Below are 15641 nucleotides of genomic sequence, written 5' to 3' on the forward strand. Positions count from 1 at the left end.
CACTATCAAAGATTAATATTTTAAACCTGGGGTCTAATTTTTCTCATTCGTCTTATCAAAACGAGGGGAAGAATGACTGTGAAAAACCTGAAAACTCTTAGCAGTTTGAAAAATTCAAAATCAGGCTTTACAATGGTAGAACTTCTGGTAGCGATTGCTATAATAGCCCTTCTTATCGTCGTTGCGGTATACCTAACTCCCGCCCGTTCAGTTGTGTCCAATACCAAAGCTGTCCAAGTTGCCCAAAACTTTGTAAATTTAAAAAAGGCTGTTGAGGCGTATTTCCAAACCGAGGATAATGCCCTCTCAAACGTTCAAGAACTTGCCGATAAAAAGTACATATCCCATGTTCCTAATGGGTTTTCAATCATTGTCGACGGCTCTGATGAATTGGGCAATTACAAAGTTCAAATTATTTATTTGAAAGACGATGTCGACTTTGAGAAAGTAAAAGGTATGTTGCCAGATGTTGAGGAAGGTACTTCAAATGGAACAAGAGCAATAGTTTACACGTTCAACGTTCGAAAGTAATCTTTTTTGCATACATCCCTACACTACTGCTGTTCGTCCTTGATTTCTTGCATTTCATCTTTGAATTTGAGCGGTTCAACCACGGAGTGGTATAACTTTCGAAAATTGTGCGATAATATGAATGTAGAGTTTAAACATTTCGGTTTCAAGGTAGAGAAAAACTAAAACCCTAAGAGAAGGAGGTCGGTAGTATGAGGAAAGGTTTTACGACGATTGAACTTTTGATCGTCCTTGCGGTTATCGCGGCACTCATGTCGGTTGCAACACCACTTGCGTTGAACGCTGTAAAAAACGCAAAAGCAAGCCAAGTTGCACAGAACTTGAGGGCCTTAAAAACAGCTGTAGAGAATTACTTTTATGCGGAAAAAGCACTACCGGGCAGCACTGAAGCAATTGTGTCATACATTAGTGCAAATTTCGACTGGAGTAAGTATGACTTAGACCCAACTGATGACGAATTAGAAGATGGTACCGGAAAAGTAGTTATATCCTACACAGGTGGGGATGTCAAGTATCAAGATGTGGTGAAACACCTTCCGGAAACCACAAAGCTTGAGAATGATAAACCGGGTGTCGAAGTACTTTTGAGAAAGTACTGGTGATACTTGTCTGCAGCAAACAGCTACGCAGAGTATTTGTAAGCTTTTCGCAGTTCTCTCAACCATGATGATATTGCTTGGTACTTTTTCAGATACCTATCAACACCTCCCGTTATGGGAGGTGTTGATTTTTCTATACGATGAAAGAAATAGGCAGATGGTATTAATTTCAGCAAGTATGGTAGTAAAGGTAATTGAGCAAATACTGAAAAACGGAAATGCTAATTGTTGTTCAAAGATTATTTTGAGGATACGAGTTACAAAATACATGAACTTATTTTCCGTGTAAAAGAAATTCTTTGGTAAATAAGCACCAAATGGTACTTTAATATACAGAAAGAAAAGTTATTGATTGTCGCTAAGTTGATTCCCCGGTCTGAAGTAAACTCCCTCGCACTAACCACCAATCCCCACTATGCACGCCGTCGTCTTCCTTGGAATCATCAGGCCAGTATCGAGCACTCTTACTTTATCAGCTATGCCCAGCAGTTCAACGTAGATTTTATTCACACTGATGTGTAAATCACCGTATCCAGGAGAAAATCTCATCGTAAGCTTGCTGTTGTTTTGCTTTTTAAACACATCCTCAAAGCTGTCGTTGAGCTTTTCTAAGGCTTCCGAGCCCCATGCATCAAGGAGTGCTGCTTCAAGTGTTGAAACATGCGAAAGTCTTTCGATCTCTTCGTCGATTTCCGCACCAAGCGTGGAAACGCAGATGAGAAAAGTTTCGTAACTTTTGTAAACCCCCGGCACTGCATTTTTTGGAAGCTGGTGTTTTTTGAAAACCTCCCAATACACCACCGGTCTTGCGATATCAAGCCCTCTCAGGTATATCCTGTTGGCAACTTCCATCAAAGTTTCATCGTTCAAAATCTTTGAATAAACCGCCCCTGCTCGCGCAAGGAAGATTTTCTTGGATGGCATGTACTGGTATTTTTCTGGAATGAATATTTTCAATCCAGACACCTCCGGCATTTAACATTGAGTATTTACGCGAAAAGGTGTAAAATATATGTAGTAAATGCATCTTCATTTTATAATATCACAAAATCTCGCCAAGTTAAGATTCAAGATTTTTACTTAAGTCAGGAGGTTCTGTCGATGAGTAAGCCCATAGGTGTTGAAAATCCCGAAATTTGCAAAGTCTGTGGTGGGAAGTGTTGTAAAACCTACCCGGGGCTTGCTACACCCGAAGATTTTGGAGCACCGGATGTTGAGAAATTGGGAGAGAATTTATTTAAAGCTCTATCTTCAGGCAGGTGGACGGTTGATTGGGTCAGCCAAGATGAAGGGCTGTATTTTGTTAGGCCTGCTGTGAAGGGATTTGAAGGCAGTGTGTTCGACCACAGGTATTCTGGAGAATGCACTTTTCTAACACCGTTAGGTTGCGAGCTTGCTTTTGAAAATCGACCAGAAAGTTGCAGGATGCTTGTGCCGAAGGTCGATGAAAGGTGCGATCCGCAGGGTTATACACGGGCCGTTGTGTCGCAACGCTGGAAGGAATACTACGAAATTCTTATGGATGTGGCTATCGAAGTGGAAAGTGTCAGTTTCTGAAGAACTGAGATTGGAAAAAGGGGGATGGGGTATGAAAAGCATCGTTATCTATTACTCTCTTGAAGGACACACGAAGTTGGTTGCGCAGCTTTTAGCAAAGGAGTTGAAAGCAGAGGTACTTGAGCTGGAATTGGTCAAGCCGTTTCCAACAAGAGGTTTCAGCAAGTTCTTCTGGTGCGGGAAATCCGCCGTGTTCAATGAAAAACCTGAGTTGAAAACCAAGATTCCTTCTCTGAAAGACTACAACATCATTGTCATAGGAACACCTGTGTGGGCTGGAAAGTGTGCATCACCAATTAATTCACTTTTGGTAAGTATAACCAAAGACCAACAAATCAAGGGCAAGAAAATAGGCGTACTGGTCACCAACGGTGGTGGGTCAATAAGTAAGTGCGTCAAGCAGATTCAAAAGACACTTACGGGCAACGAGTTCTTAGAACCCCTTCATTTTGTTAACCCTTCGAAAGATAAAGAAGAGGAAATTGTCAGGAAGATAAGAGATTGGGTTCAAGCAACAAATAACTGATAGAATAGATTACGGTATCGAAAACTATCGATTTTGATTGAACGTGTTGCCGTTACAATCAATCGCTACAATTAGTGGAAAGTCTTCGACGGTGATTTCATAAATTGCTTCTGGTCCAAGTTCTTCGAACGCCACGATTTTCCATCCCAATATCTTTTCCGACAGGTATGCGGCACAGCCACTTGGAGCAACGAGATACGGTGCTCTGTATTTTTTTATAATCTCTACTGCTTTGGGTGTTCTTTCGCCCTTTCCGATGGTTGCTATGACACCTTTTGAAAGTGTGTATTCCAAGAATTTATCCATTCTCCTTGAAGTCGTCGGACCTATGACCATCTTTTCGTTCGAAAACGTTGGACCTGCGTAGAATATAATTCTGCCGTTGAGAGGTAGTGGCAGATTTCCCGTTTGGTTCTCAAATTCTATAATTTTCTTGTGCGCTGCATCCCGCATAACAATAAGTGTGCCCGAATAGTAGAAAGGTTCTCCAGCTTTCAACATGCACAAATCTATTTCACGCATTTATAATCACTCTCCCTGTGCGTGAAAGGTAGCAGTCCACACTTATTGCAAGGGGTAGTGTTGCTATGTGAGTCGGATATGCGTAAACCTTTACCGCATTGCAGGTAGGTCCAGCACCGAGCGCTTGAACACCGATGTGTAGGTCGTTGATTAATTCTTGCAGTTTTTTTGCGAGGTTTTCGTATTTCTCAAGGTAAGTCAATTTAGGGTTGTATTCATCACCAGTAAAAAGAGCGAACCTTGATATGAGTATAGCCATGTCGGCTGTTCCTCCTATACCTATCCCAACGTTAATTGGTGGGCAGGCATTTGGTCCGTTCTTTTGAATGTGCTGAGTCACTACGACGATCACTTCATCCTCTGAAGAAGACGGTGACATCATGTACAGTGCGGTTAAATTTTCGCTCCCCCCACCCTTGGCAATCATCCAAATTTCCAATTCGCTTGAGTTTTCAACTTCGAATTCGTGGATCACAGCTGGTAAGTTGTCGAGGTTGTTCTTTCTTGAATACAGCGGATCTAAAACAGTACTTTTACGATAGCCGTTCTTTTCGTACGTGTCTTTAACTGCTTTGGATAAAGTTAGTTGAAGCGGTTCTTCGAGCAGCAAATCATAAGGTCGGAACACGAAGAACTCAACCATCCCTGTATCTTGGCATAGCGGAAGCTTTTTCTCCGCTGCAATTTTTATGTTTTGCCTGATTTCATCAGCGAATGGTCCGGAGTAATTTTCAAAAACCTTTCGCATGTCTGGGTTTAGTCTTGTATTCATCTCTACAAGTTTTTCGCAAACCTTTTCGTATATCTGTTGATTTGAGACCAGTCGCATTGATATCTCCCCTTGTTAGTAATTTTTATAGATGCTCTTCAGGGATAGTTAGCCCAATATCACTTTCTGTGCCTTCTTTGCCTTCTATGGTCACATTCTTTATCCACTTTTTTCCTCTTATTCTTAGCAGAACAATTATAGCCTTTACAATTTCATCGGACAGGGTTAGGAAATAGACCCATGGAAGCGATAATTTCAATACAAATGCTCCAACTAAGGTAAGCGGTATACCAATAGCCCAGAGTGTGAATGTTTCAAGAAGGAACGCGAATTTCGCATCGCCCCCGGCACGCAAGATTCCGACAATACCAGCACCGTTGAATGATTTTATAGGCGCACCGACAAGCATGACCCACATGGTAGCTGTGAGCATTCTTTTTGTTGCAAGGTCTATCTTAAAAGTCGGGAGCAACGAATAATAAATAACGATAATTATTACTGCTGATACTAAGCCGGTTACCGAATTTGTGACCAACATCTTTGCACTGAACTTGTGAACTCTTTCGTACTCCAACCTACCTATCATCTTTCCCACCATGACAGAGGCAGCTATGACCAAACCAAATGTGATTGTCCAGACGTAGTTCTCGAAAGAAGATAGAATGTTCCTTGCGGCGTACACGCTGACTCCCATGCGGCCAAAGATGATGCCGTATACGGTCATCCCCAAGGACCACGAGATTTCGTTGAGTGTCGTAGGTGTCGCAAATTCGAAGAATTTCTTCACAAAATTTCTATCGATGTGCGAGAATGCAAAGCTGTAAGGAACCCTCAAGAAAGATGCGCGTATTATTTGATATACCGGGATGAAAAACCTTGCAACCGTAGTAGCAATCGCTATTCCAAGCAGTCCAAGTCTTGGAAAGCCTAACAATCCGTGAATGAGATTATAGGCAAGAAAAATTTGCAAAGCTGTACCGAAAACGTAGGATTCCATAGGAATAATAGCAAGTTCTATGCCACGTAGAAGTGTTCTGAACGCAATTTCCAAGGCAAAACCAAAATACGAAATCGAGATAACCTTGAGAAAAGGTACAGAAGCTGCTATAACCTCTTTGTCTTTAGTAAATATTGAAGAGAACATTTCTGGAAAGAAGAAAGTGAGAACAAAAAAGCCAAGTGCGATTATTAAAGATGAGTAAATCATCAAAGTTGATGTGCGCTTAATTCCTTCTCTGTCCTTTTTACCCCAATACTGCGAGACAAAGATAGCTCCACCTGTGTTCAAACCGAAAAGAAAAAGAATGACGAGAAAAGACCCTTGATTAGCAATTCCGTTCACGGTAACTTGCTTTTCTCCCATTCTGGAGAGAAAAACAGTGAGTATGAAAGTACCGGTATTAGCTATCAGGTTTTCTACCGAAACGGGTATCGCTATTTTGAGAATGTCTTTGACAGTGCTACTCATATGCAGCTTTTTCACCTCTCTGTGAAGAATTTTAGCCGAAATTCTAAACAATCCCCTTGCCGAATTCACAGTTTTGTTCGAGGAGCGAAATTGTCACTTCCTATTCTACCATAGAGAGTGTATAATTCAATGTGAGGAGGTTGATATGGTATGGCAAAAAAATACGACTTACGAATATATCGATGGGCACTCGTGACTGGGGCTTCTTCCGGAATCGGTAAAGAATTCGCTTACCAGCTTGCCAAAAAGGGGCTTAATTTAATACTGATAGGAAGGAGTATGCCCGCATTAACAAGTGTAGCAGATGAGATACATAAGATATCCAGTTCAAGCGTTGTCATATTACAGGCAGACTTAACCAAGGATTTGGATATGGTATTCGATAACACTTCAAGATTTAACATCGACCTACTTGTAAACAACGCAGGTTTTGGACTTTACGGAGACTTCTTTAGCAACTCTTTGGACGACTACATTAGAATGATTAATTTGAATATCTCTGCACTGACGAAGCTTACGCATTATTACGGTGCGGAGATGGCTAAAAGAAAAAGCGGCGGGATTATAAATATCGCATCAGTTGCAGGATTTTTCCCAATTCCACATTTAGCCGTTTACTCCGCGACGAAGGCATATGTTTACAGCTTGTCAATGAGCTTATGGGCGGAGTTGCAGGACAAGAACGTCAACGTGCTTTGTGTTGCACCCGGTCCCACAGAGACAAGGTTTTTCGAAAGAGCACGGATGGAGACAAAAGGGAAATTAATGAAACCCGAGCATGTTGTTGCAGGTGCACTAAAAGCATTTGAAAATGGTAATCCACTATACGTGCCCGGTTTTGGGAATAAGCTGACTTACTATTTCGTTAGAAAGTTCTTTGGTGATAAGTTCATTGCAAACTTTTTGGCTAAGTATTTTTAGCCTCTAGTATTATGATGGAAAAAGTTGTAAAAGTCGAAGGTGTGAAAGATGGTAATTTCGAGTAAGGATGTAAAGACCATATACTTTTGCCCAAGAAAGGCGAAGTTCGAAATAAGAAGTAGAAAGCAGACATCTGGTTTACAGTCAAGCGGCATGAACTTTCAGACGGATGCATTCGGTTGCACGCTTGTCGCAGATGTGGACGAAGTTGTTTCGGAAAAGCCGCTTATCGTGAAAATATCAAAGACCGGCAAGAAGTTAGCAGAATACCACATGCTGGAAAGTGCGTTTGTAGGGTACGTCATAGAAAGCTGCGGGAAGCATTTAGAATCAATAATAGTCGAAAGTCCATATTACAGCGTGACCGTTAATTGGAAACCATATGTCAGTAAGATGCTCTCGATGATAGGAACTTTTTGCGAAACAGACGATTTCAGGGTAGTGAAAACACACTTGTGTCGCACATGTCAGTATTCGGCAGAATGCTTTAGAGAAATAGTGAACACAGAAAGCCTAACGTTCCTTCACGGCGTTAAGGAAAAGACTTTGGAAAAATTGAAATCGTATGGAATCAGGACTTTGAAGGATGTAATCAACATGAGCCCAATTATTGAAGAACTCATCGGTAAAGAGAAAACCAAGCGACTTGTCTTCCAAGCGCAGAGCATTTTGAACAATAAGCCAATACTCATAAAACCGCTCCCTAAGATTTCTGAGGGGCTGTATCTTGATATTGAAAGTTATACTCCCATAAGCTTCGATTACCTTTTTGGGATCTTGGACAACGGTTTGTATGTACCATTCTTAGCCCCAGACCCAAATCATGAAGAGGACACGTTTAAGAAAGTGATAGAATATATCTCTAAGAGTGGCAATCCCGTATACCATTTCCATAACTACGAAGTAAATCGATTCAAGAAGTTAGCTCGAAGGTACAACATAGAACTTCCCAAAAGTTTCTTCAGTCGGTTTATCGATGTTTACAAACTGTACGTTGACTACGTAGCTTTGCCAGTCCCATCGTATTCGTTGAAGAGCATTGCACGATACTTTGGCTTTAATTGGCGCACTCAATTAAACGGTCAGCTTGTAGTACATTCCTATGCTGAGTATTTGGCCACAGGTGATGAAAGAATACTGCAAGAGATACTCATGTACAACGAGGACGATGTGCGAGCAACGGAATTTATATTGAAAAAACTGAAAGAAATTTTCTAAAATACATGATAAAAAAACCTTCCGGAAAGTTCAAAAAACCGAACCTTCCAGAAGGTTTAATTTTTTCTTGGCGCTTTTGACTATTTTGCTCTTTCGCTTTCCAATCTTGCTATGTAACCAGTCAACACTTCACTGACAATATATCAATTCAGAAAGAAAGTCCAAGTGCAACGTAGAATAAACTTGGGTTAAAGCTAAATCCGAATTCCGGATCGCCGAACAGGTAATAAATCCTTACTCCGGCCTCTGCACTCAGAATAAACAGGTCGATCCCAGCGCCTACTCTTCCAAATATACCTAACTTGTTTGTCTCAGTAAAGCTCATCACATCGCCAACAGTTGTGTAAGCCGCACCTCGTAGATAGAACATGCCGAGTGGTAGCTTCAAATTCAGGCCGAAATAGAGATTTTCAACGTTGAATTCTTGTGATAGACTGAACTCCTGTGTCTCGAAATCGTAATACCCCACAGGATACAAGAACGCTAATATACCTGCATCAAAGCGCGCATAGAGTTCATACATTTGTTCTTGAAGGTTGGCCGCTTCAACACCAATGAACGATAATCCAACAGTTGATAACACCAAAAGAACAGCTACCAACAGCAACTTTCTCATCTTTATCCCTCCTCCGAATGTGGTGTGAAAATTGAAAACTCTTCGTTGCTAACTTTTATTACTCATTAATTTAGACCTTCTGAAAATGAAAATCGTTCAAGCACAGTCGTTGTTTAAACTCGGGCAGAAAAATGTCTTATTACCTCTTCCGGTGATTCAATAACAGGACTGTGCCCAATGTCTTTTAGCACTATTAACTTACCATTTGGGAAAGCCGCTGCGGTTTTCTGCATACTTATGTAATCAAGTATCACGTCCTTGTCGCCGTAGATGACAACAACAGGAATCTCAACGTTCTTGGCTTTGTCAGAATAGTTGTATTCAGCCAGTGCCTTTGCGTTGCCTATAAAGGCTTTCTTTGCCATTCTAAGAGCATCTGCTGTTATTCTTTCGAAGAATTTTTCATCATCGTAAGTTGGAGCGTTCATCATTAAGGCTCGTTTAATCAGCTCCGGATTTTTCCTGTAGACATCTATAATTTTGTAGGTTGATTCATCGTATCGCGGCATACCGAAGACGGGTGCTGGGTCAACTAAAATCAATTTAATCAGATTCTTGGGGTTTCTCACAGCGTAGCCCATAGCAACTGCACCGCCAAGCGAGTGACCAAGTAAAATGAAATTCCTTATCCCGAGAGTTTGTACAAATTTTTCCAGCGCATCAACGTATTTCTCAATGCTAACATCTCCTGGGAGTTCGTCTGAGAAACCGAAATTTGGCAAGTCAAGCGCGTAGACTGTGTATTTCTCTTGAGGAATTTTCTTTATAAGTGGTTCAAAAAATCTTGCTGAAGCGAAGTTCCCGTGAACCAACACGATAGGAATATTCCCATTTCCGTACTTTATGTAGTGAATCCGTCCAGCTGGAGTCTGAACAAACATCCCATACGGCCTTCTGGATTTCTTTAAATGCACAAGTAGTGCGTTGAGATAGTTCATTCTGAACATTCTAATGTAGTAGCTAATTCCTAACGGCATGAAGAGGACAACAAAGATCAAAAGAGCGCCGAAGATTATAGAAAGTGGGACATTGGATCTGCTGAATAGAAATGGCATAGCAACGTAAATAAGTGCTCCGTAAAATGGTCCATCAACGGATGCCATTCCACCAATGACCGAGACTGCCAATAGATCGAGTGACTTGGCAATTCCAAAATCGCTTGGTGCTATGTAACCTATAACATGCGCATAAAGTGCGCCGGCAAGTCCTGCGAACATGGAACCTACCGCAAAAGCAAGTACTTTGAACCATGCGTTGTTTACTCCCATGACTGCAGCAGCTGTTTCGTTCTCTCTTATTGCCATCCAAGCCCTACCGGTTCTCGAATTTATCAACCTCTCAGAGATGACATAGCTCACAAAGAGCACAGAAAGCACGAGGAGGTACTTTTCCACATCAGAATTCCACAAATGTGGAAACGGGATATTCCTTATACCTGCATGTCCGCCGGTTATATGTTCGAAGTATCCAAAAATCTGCTCAATAGCTACGACAAATCCCATAGTTGCAATGGCTAGGTAAAATCCGGATAGCCTTAATGCAGGAAAACCTATCAAAATGCCGAAGGCAAATGCAATTAAACCACCGATTAACATCGCAAAGACAAGAGGGACATTAAAATTCATTACCAGTAGCGTTGAGGTATATGCACCTATGCTCATAAAAGCGGCATGCCCTATTGAAATCTGACCTGAATAGCCCATTATCAAATTCAAACCTAAGGCGGCGAGTGCGTAAATCCCAACAAGGCTGAGTATAGTTATCATAAACGCGCTCTTCAAAAGCAAGAAAGGCAGTAGTGCAAGTAACAGCCAAGTCCACAGCATCAAGCTCGCCTCCTTAATCTTCTTCCAAACAGCCCGTTCGGGAAGAAAATTAATACCAAAACGATTATGACAAGTGAGAAGGAAGCCTTAAAACCTTCGGAGATGTAGTTACCTACAATTTTCTCTAAGACACCAAGCAACAAGCCACCAAGAACAGCTCCTGTGAAAGTTTCAAATCCTCCTAAGACAGCGGCGGTGAAGCCTTGTATTTGATAAAATGTAAGCATTGTAGGCGAAACAAACACTTTTGGTGCAGAAATCACACCAACAATCGCCGCCATGGCTGTTCCAAAAGCCCATGAAAATGCAAGCACAGATCCAACATTTATTCCCATGTAACCGGCGACTTCCTCATTTTCAGAAACTGCACGCACAGCAATCCCAAATTTTGTGAATTTCGTGAATAGAGCTAACAAAAGGGAAATGATGGCAAGTATTGAGAATACAAGAATATCCTGCCTACGAATAACCACAATACCGAAATCTCCGCGGATAACAAACGGTGTACCCGTAACGATTTCAGGGAATGCCTTGTATTGGGTTCCCCAAATTTCAACTGCGAGACCTTCTAAAATCATCAAAATTCCGAATGTGACGATTAGCATTGAAGCATGCGAAAGATGTCTTATAGGGCGCAGACCATAGCGTTCAACAGCGATACCCATAATCGCCGCGAAAATTATCCCTATAGCTATTGAGAAATACAAATTCAAACCCGCGGAAGAACTCAACCACCAGATTACATAAGTTACAAACATCCCCATATTTCCATACGCAAAGTTCATCACACCGCTCACTTTGTACATCATGACGAGCCCTATAGCAACAAGAGAGTAAATGGCACCTGTTGAAAGTCCAAGAAGGATTTGGTTTATCACTTTTTAACACCCCCAAGATATTTCTCACGCACGACAGGATTGTCTCTGAGCTCCTCGGCTCTTCCCTGGAGTGCAACTTTTCCATTTTCTAAAACATAACCATGGTGAGCGATACTCAGAGCCACAGAAGTATTCTGCTCCACCAATATTACGGTGATCTTTAAATTCTCGTTTATGTATTTTATGACGTCCGTGATTCTCTGAACAACGATAGGCGCAAGGCCTAGAGAAGGTTCATCTAACATTAGATACTTTGGGGCTGCCATCAGTGCACGTGCTATTGCCAGCATCTGCTGCTCCCCACCAGACAAAGTACCGGCAATTTGATTGAGCCGTTCCTTCAAAAATGGGAATATGCCAAAAACGAAATCGAGGTTCGCTTTTTTATTTGTGTAAGCACCGGCCAGAAGATTTTCTTTTACCGTCATATGGTAAAATATCCCTCTGCCTTCTGGACAGAGAACAAGACCTTTTCTTACCCTTTCATGCACGGGCAGTCTATCGATAGACTCATCACCGACAATTATTGTCCCTGAGTATTTCACACTTCCCGCAAACGCCTTCAACGTTGAACTCTTGCCTGCTCCATTTGCTCCGAGGATCGCTGTGATACTTCCAGCTGGAATGCTAAGTTCAACACCCTTAACTGCATGCACTGGTCCATACCATACATTAAGGCCTTTAACGAGGATATCTTTCACATCTAAATGCTCACCAAGTTTTTCATTCTCCATCAATTTCACCTCACTATGCTAATGCAACTGGATGTGATCATTGAACTGTTACAGCTGTTCCCAAGTACGCTTTAATAACTTCCTCGTTATTTACCACATCCTGTGCTGTTCCCTCTGCGATCTTTTTGCCGAAGTTGATCACGGTTATTCTGTCTGATATATCAAGGACCATTCTCATATCGTGCTCAATGAGAAATACCGTAATGCCGTTGTCTCTTATCCTAATGATTTTCTCTTTAAGGATATCTGATTCCTTCTCCGTTAAACCCGCAGCAGGTTCGTCGAGAAGGAGTATTTTTGGCTCCGTCATAAGTGCTCTTCCTACATCGATAAGTTTTTGAAAACCATAAGGAAGCGTTCCAGCGTAAACTCCCAATATGGTCTTAATACCAAGCAAATCGGCAACTTCTATGGCTCTCAATCTCGCTTTACGTTCCTCTAAAGTAAATCTATTTGTGTAGACAATTTCATCGAAATGATTGTATTGAAGTTTCGAATGATAACCGATCATCAAGTTCTGCAACACAGTCATGTACTTGAAGATAATGATATTTTGGAAGCTTCTTCCAAGACCATGATAGACTCTTTTGTGCACTGGTAAGTGTGTGATATCCTTGCCGTCAAGAAGGACTCTACCATCGTGTTTTACTAAGCCGGATATAGCATTAAAAACCGTTGTTTTTCCCGCTCCGTTAGGACCTATTAACGAATGTATCGTTTTATCTTTAACCTCCATAGTAAGGTTGTCAACAGCAACAAGACCCGAAAACCTTACACTTATATTCTCAAGTTTTAGCATCTCTTCTCAACTCCTGTCTTTATTGTTCTTGTCGCTAAACAGCTCTCTATGATACGTACTTTTACTTACAAAAGCCGCGGGCTTCATCGGGAGGGGTCTGTAGTTAACCTTAACCTTGTAGCCCGCGGCGTACCACTTTTAGTAGCCAGCTGTTTGGTATATAGTTTCTTTATAGTATTGGAATTACGGTGATCACGGCCTGATTAAATCGGTAAGAGGTACAAACTGTCCATTTTTCACAACCATGAAGTACATGGACGTCTTACCGCGTCTGAGATTCGGGCCCCACGTGATATCTTTGGCAAGTATACCGTTCCAGTTCTTGAAGCTTTCAAGTGCTTTTACAAGCCCTTCTCTTGTTAGGTTCTTTCCTGCCCTGACCAAACCTTCCGTGAAAACTTCAGCGGCAATGAAACCTGCAACTGCGTAGGATGTCATAACTTCTTTTGGGTACGTCTGTTGGTAAATGGAAATTGCCCTTTGATAGTCTCTTACAAATTCTGGTCTGTCTGGTGTTGCAAGTGGTACCCAACCAGTGAAGATGATACCTTCAGCGTACTTTCCAGCAAGTGTTATAAATGATGGGTCTGCGTTCGGATATATCGTAATTATCTTGCTGTTGAGACCGTAGTCACGAATGGTCTTTATCCAGCGGATTGTATCTGTAATTAATCCGTAAATAACTATCACATCTGGGTTCTTTTCAAGAAGTTTTACAACAAGCCCGCTGTAATCCGTATCTGCTGGATTGTAAGAAATTTCTACAATTGGCTTCATCTTGTAGTCTTCCAGCTTAGCCTTGAACGCTGCGTATCCTTCCAAACCAATATCGTTGTTCATGTAAATAATCCCCGGGTTCTTGAATTTTGCAATCTCTCCGACGTACTTGGCAATCAGTGTTCCTTCAAGTGTATAGTCTGGTTGGACTCCGAAGATGTACTTTTTCGGTGGGATAACAAGTTTTGATGTACCTGCACCTTGGTACACGAATGGAACTTTGTTCTGCTCAAGGTAATCCATAACCGCTAAACAACCGTACGTTCCAAGTCCACCAACTATTGCAAAGACTTTGTCTTGTTCAACTAACCTCTTGACTTCAACAACAGTTTTTGCCGGGTTGAGTTGGTCGTCAGCAATTATGAGCTCTATCTTTCTTCCGTAAACTCCGCCTCTGCTGTTAATCCAGTTGAAATATGCCTTCATACCTTTGCTCATCTCTTGGCCAATAATCGCATATGGACCGGACAGTGCTTGGAAAGTTCCAATGACTACTTTGTCATCGTAAACCCCAACTTCCGCAAACAAGCTTACCAAAAATACAAGCATAAGAATAACACTTAGAAACTTTTTCATATGACACACCTCCTCTGATGGAATAGGAAAAGCTTAAAATCAGATTAATCCTAGTTTTTGGGCTTCTTTGGTTAAATAATCGCGAAAATCCGGATGGGCCACCGATATCAGTGCAAGTGCACGTTTACGCGTTGGTAGTCCTCTAAGTCGCACAGCACCCCACTCTGTTACAACATAATCAAGTTCTTGCCGTGGGACTGTTACCGGCGAACCTTGAGGGAGCAGTGGTACTATCGTTGAAATTTGTCCGTCTTTTGCAGTTGACCTTATCGCAATGATGCCTTTTCCATCTTTGCTCTTTACAGCTCCCCTGTGAGTATCAAGCTGACCTCCAGTACCACTGTAATGACTGGTTCCTATCGCTTCCGAACATACGTTTCCAGTTAAATCAACCATAAGTGCAGTGTTTATACTAACCATCTTTTCATTTTGTGCGATTACGTATGGATCATTCACGTAGCGTCCTCTTAAAAACAACACAGCTGGGTTATCATCGATGAATTTATACATTCTCTCACTGCCGTAAGCAAACGTACAGACAAATTTCCCGTTCCAAAGCGTCTTTCTTTTATTCGTTATGGCACCAGCTTCAAAGAGATCTATCATGCTTTCGGTGAACATTTCCGTGTGGATGCCCAAATCTCTTTTCTCAACCAGAAATTTTGCAACGGCGTTTGGAATTCCTCCAATACCAAGCTGGATAGTGGAGCCATTTTCTATTAGTTCAACAATATGCTGTGCTATTTTCTCCTCTACTTCAGCTGGTTCAAGAAGTTCGGCTTGTGGCAAAGGATAGTCTACTTCGATTATGTAATCAACTTCAGAGATGTGAACATGTGTATCACCATGTGTTCTCGGCGCGTTGGGATTCACTTCGAGGATAACTATATCAGCATTCTCAAGCACATCCTTTTCGTAAACAACGCTCGCCGACAGCGTGAAGAAACCTTTCTCATCCATGGGAGACGCTACACCAACGAAAACGTTGACTTTTGTGGACTGTATCAAATTCACTCCAGCTTGGTGCAGGTTATTTGGAACGTAGTATGTGTTCTTCGAAAGCTTTCGATTGAAGGGTCCAAAAAACCAAGAATAGTTGTAGAATCTATTGGAATATTCTTCTTTTGAACAAAATTCATAAGGTTCTGTGTTCAAACACGTGAAAACTTCCAATCCGCTCGCTTGCGTTCGATGAAGGTTTCTGAGAAAAACCTTAGGTTCCATAGGAGTCATTCCGACAACTATTGTCCAATTGTCCTGTAGGATTGAGAGTACGTTTTCGATATTTGTGAGTCTTTTTTGATATTCATCTTTGAAATCCACG

General features: G+C 41.6%; 17 protein-coding genes. 6 read left to right on the forward strand and 11 right to left on the reverse strand.

Going from position 1 to position 15641, the window contains the following annotated elements; genetic code table 11:
* The first annotated feature begins 78 nt into the window (after positions 1 to 78).
* Positions 79 to 531, forward strand: a complete 453-nt coding sequence (locus tag NA23_RS03435) for a type II secretion system protein (protein WP_158510127.1) — start codon at positions 79 to 81, stop codon at positions 529 to 531.
* A gap of 191 nt (positions 532 to 722) precedes the next feature.
* Positions 723 to 1133, forward strand: coding sequence for a type II secretion system protein (locus NA23_RS03440; RefSeq protein ID WP_033191101.1), 411 nt, complete (start codon positions 723 to 725; stop codon positions 1131 to 1133).
* 393 nt (positions 1134 to 1526) lie between these two features.
* Here NA23_RS03440 and NA23_RS03445 read toward each other — a convergent pair whose 3' ends face one another.
* On the reverse strand, positions 1527 to 2096 hold the full coding sequence (locus NA23_RS03445; protein WP_145974443.1) for a methionine synthase: 570 nt from the start codon (positions 2094 to 2096) through the stop codon (positions 1527 to 1529).
* A gap of 135 nt (positions 2097 to 2231) precedes the next feature.
* On the opposite strand from NA23_RS03445, the gene NA23_RS03450 reads away from it, so the two are divergent.
* Both NA23_RS03450 and NA23_RS03455 read left to right on the forward strand, forming a co-directional pair.
* Positions 2232 to 2687: a YkgJ family cysteine cluster protein gene (locus NA23_RS03450; RefSeq protein WP_033191099.1), complete on the forward strand. Its 456-nt coding sequence runs from the start codon at positions 2232 to 2234 to the stop codon at positions 2685 to 2687.
* A gap of 31 nt (positions 2688 to 2718) precedes the next feature.
* Positions 2719 to 3213, forward strand: coding sequence for a flavodoxin family protein (locus NA23_RS03455; protein WP_033191098.1), 495 nt, complete (start codon positions 2719 to 2721; stop codon positions 3211 to 3213).
* Positions 3214 to 3237: 24 nt separating this feature from the next.
* On the opposite strand, the gene NA23_RS03460 is transcribed toward NA23_RS03455, so the two are convergent.
* The 3 genes from NA23_RS03460 to NA23_RS03470 are packed head-to-tail and all read right to left on the reverse strand — an operon-like array spanning position 3238 to position 5972.
* Complete coding sequence (locus NA23_RS03460; RefSeq protein WP_033191097.1) at positions 3238 to 3735, reverse strand: FumA C-terminus/TtdB family hydratase beta subunit; 498 nt, start codon at positions 3733 to 3735, stop codon at positions 3238 to 3240.
* A complete protein-coding gene (locus tag NA23_RS03465; protein ID WP_052107054.1) occupies positions 3728 to 4564 on the reverse strand; it encodes a fumarate hydratase in 837 nt (278 codons plus the stop codon). The genes NA23_RS03460 and NA23_RS03465 overlap by 8 nt, the downstream gene beginning before the upstream one ends.
* 25 nt (positions 4565 to 4589) lie before the next feature.
* Positions 4590 to 5972 (reverse strand): MATE family efflux transporter, encoded by a 1383-nt coding sequence (locus tag NA23_RS03470; RefSeq protein ID WP_052107053.1) that lies wholly within the window; start codon positions 5970 to 5972, stop codon positions 4590 to 4592.
* Between the two features lie 150 nt (positions 5973 to 6122).
* Between NA23_RS03470 and NA23_RS03475 the strand changes: the two genes are divergently transcribed.
* Both NA23_RS03475 and NA23_RS03480 read left to right on the forward strand, forming a co-directional pair.
* Complete coding sequence (locus NA23_RS03475; RefSeq protein ID WP_033191096.1) at positions 6123 to 6893, forward strand: SDR family NAD(P)-dependent oxidoreductase; 771 nt, start codon at positions 6123 to 6125, stop codon at positions 6891 to 6893.
* A gap of 48 nt (positions 6894 to 6941) precedes the next feature.
* Positions 6942 to 8111, forward strand: a complete 1170-nt coding sequence (locus tag NA23_RS03480) for a TM0106 family RecB-like putative nuclease (protein WP_033191095.1) — start codon at positions 6942 to 6944, stop codon at positions 8109 to 8111.
* A gap of 148 nt (positions 8112 to 8259) precedes the next feature.
* On the opposite strand, the gene NA23_RS03485 is transcribed toward NA23_RS03480, so the two are convergent.
* The 7 genes from NA23_RS03485 to NA23_RS03515 form a co-directional block, all read right to left on the reverse strand.
* The gene (locus NA23_RS03485) at positions 8260 to 8727 is read right to left on the reverse strand and encodes a hypothetical protein (protein WP_033191094.1); all 468 of its coding nucleotides are present in this window, start codon (positions 8725 to 8727) and stop codon (positions 8260 to 8262) included.
* Between the two features lie 113 nt (positions 8728 to 8840).
* Positions 8841 to 10553 (reverse strand): alpha/beta fold hydrolase, encoded by a 1713-nt coding sequence (locus NA23_RS03490; RefSeq protein ID WP_033191093.1) that lies wholly within the window; start codon positions 10551 to 10553, stop codon positions 8841 to 8843.
* Complete coding sequence (locus NA23_RS03495; RefSeq protein ID WP_033191092.1) at positions 10553 to 11431, reverse strand: branched-chain amino acid ABC transporter permease; 879 nt, start codon at positions 11429 to 11431, stop codon at positions 10553 to 10555. The genes NA23_RS03490 and NA23_RS03495 overlap by 1 nt, the downstream gene beginning before the upstream one ends.
* Positions 11428 to 12165, reverse strand: a complete 738-nt coding sequence (locus NA23_RS03500; protein WP_052107052.1) for an ABC transporter ATP-binding protein — start codon at positions 12163 to 12165, stop codon at positions 11428 to 11430. Before NA23_RS03500 ends, NA23_RS03495 begins: the two co-directional genes overlap by 4 nt.
* A 37-nt stretch (positions 12166 to 12202) precedes the next feature.
* A complete protein-coding gene (locus NA23_RS03505) occupies positions 12203 to 12964 on the reverse strand; it encodes an ABC transporter ATP-binding protein (protein WP_033191091.1) in 762 nt (253 codons plus the stop codon).
* 192 nt (positions 12965 to 13156) lie between these two features.
* Positions 13157 to 14317: an ABC transporter substrate-binding protein gene (locus NA23_RS03510; RefSeq protein ID WP_033191090.1), complete on the reverse strand. Its 1161-nt coding sequence runs from the start codon at positions 14315 to 14317 to the stop codon at positions 13157 to 13159.
* Between the two features lie 39 nt (positions 14318 to 14356).
* A complete protein-coding gene (locus tag NA23_RS03515) occupies positions 14357 to 15640 on the reverse strand; it encodes an acetyl-CoA hydrolase/transferase family protein (protein ID WP_033191089.1) in 1284 nt (427 codons plus the stop codon).
* Position 15641: the final 1 nt, after the last annotated feature.

The sequence above is a fragment of the Fervidobacterium islandicum genome, assembly GCF_000767275.3.
GTDB lineage: Bacteria > Thermotogota > Thermotogae > Thermotogales > Fervidobacteriaceae > Fervidobacterium > Fervidobacterium islandicum.

Bases quoted from the DNA above. Each gene is read 5' to 3' on its own strand.
- NA23_RS03440 (WP_033191101.1), top strand. From the start codon at position 723: ATGAGGAAAGGTTTTACGACGATTGAACTTTTGATCGTCCTTGCGGTT.
- NA23_RS03450 (WP_033191099.1), top strand. From the start codon at position 2,232: ATGAGTAAGCCCATAGGTGTTGAAAATCCCGAAATTTGCAAAGTCTGT.
- NA23_RS03455 (WP_033191098.1), top strand. From the start codon at position 2,719: ATGAAAAGCATCGTTATCTATTACTCTCTTGAAGGACACACGAAGTTG.
- NA23_RS03460 (WP_033191097.1), bottom strand. From the start codon at position 3,735: ATGCGTGAAATAGATTTGTGCATGTTGAAAGCTGGAGAACCTTTCTAC.
- NA23_RS03465 (WP_052107054.1), bottom strand. From the start codon at position 4,564: ATGCGACTGGTCTCAAATCAACAGATATACGAAAAGGTTTGCGAAAAA.
- NA23_RS03470 (WP_052107053.1), bottom strand. From the start codon at position 5,972: ATGAGTAGCACTGTCAAAGACATTCTCAAAATAGCGATACCCGTTTCG.
- NA23_RS03475 (WP_033191096.1), top strand. From the start codon at position 6,123: ATGGCAAAAAAATACGACTTACGAATATATCGATGGGCACTCGTGACT.
- NA23_RS03480 (WP_033191095.1), top strand. From the start codon at position 6,942: ATGGTAATTTCGAGTAAGGATGTAAAGACCATATACTTTTGCCCAAGA.
- NA23_RS03485 (WP_033191094.1), bottom strand. From the start codon at position 8,727: ATGAGAAAGTTGCTGTTGGTAGCTGTTCTTTTGGTGTTATCAACTGTT.
- NA23_RS03490 (WP_033191093.1), bottom strand. From the start codon at position 10,553: ATGCTGTGGACTTGGCTGTTACTTGCACTACTGCCTTTCTTGCTTTTG.
- NA23_RS03500 (WP_052107052.1), bottom strand. From the start codon at position 12,165: ATGGAGAATGAAAAACTTGGTGAGCATTTAGATGTGAAAGATATCCTC.
- NA23_RS03505 (WP_033191091.1), bottom strand. From the start codon at position 12,964: ATGCTAAAACTTGAGAATATAAGTGTAAGGTTTTCGGGTCTTGTTGCT.
- NA23_RS03510 (WP_033191090.1), bottom strand. From the start codon at position 14,317: ATGAAAAAGTTTCTAAGTGTTATTCTTATGCTTGTATTTTTGGTAAGC.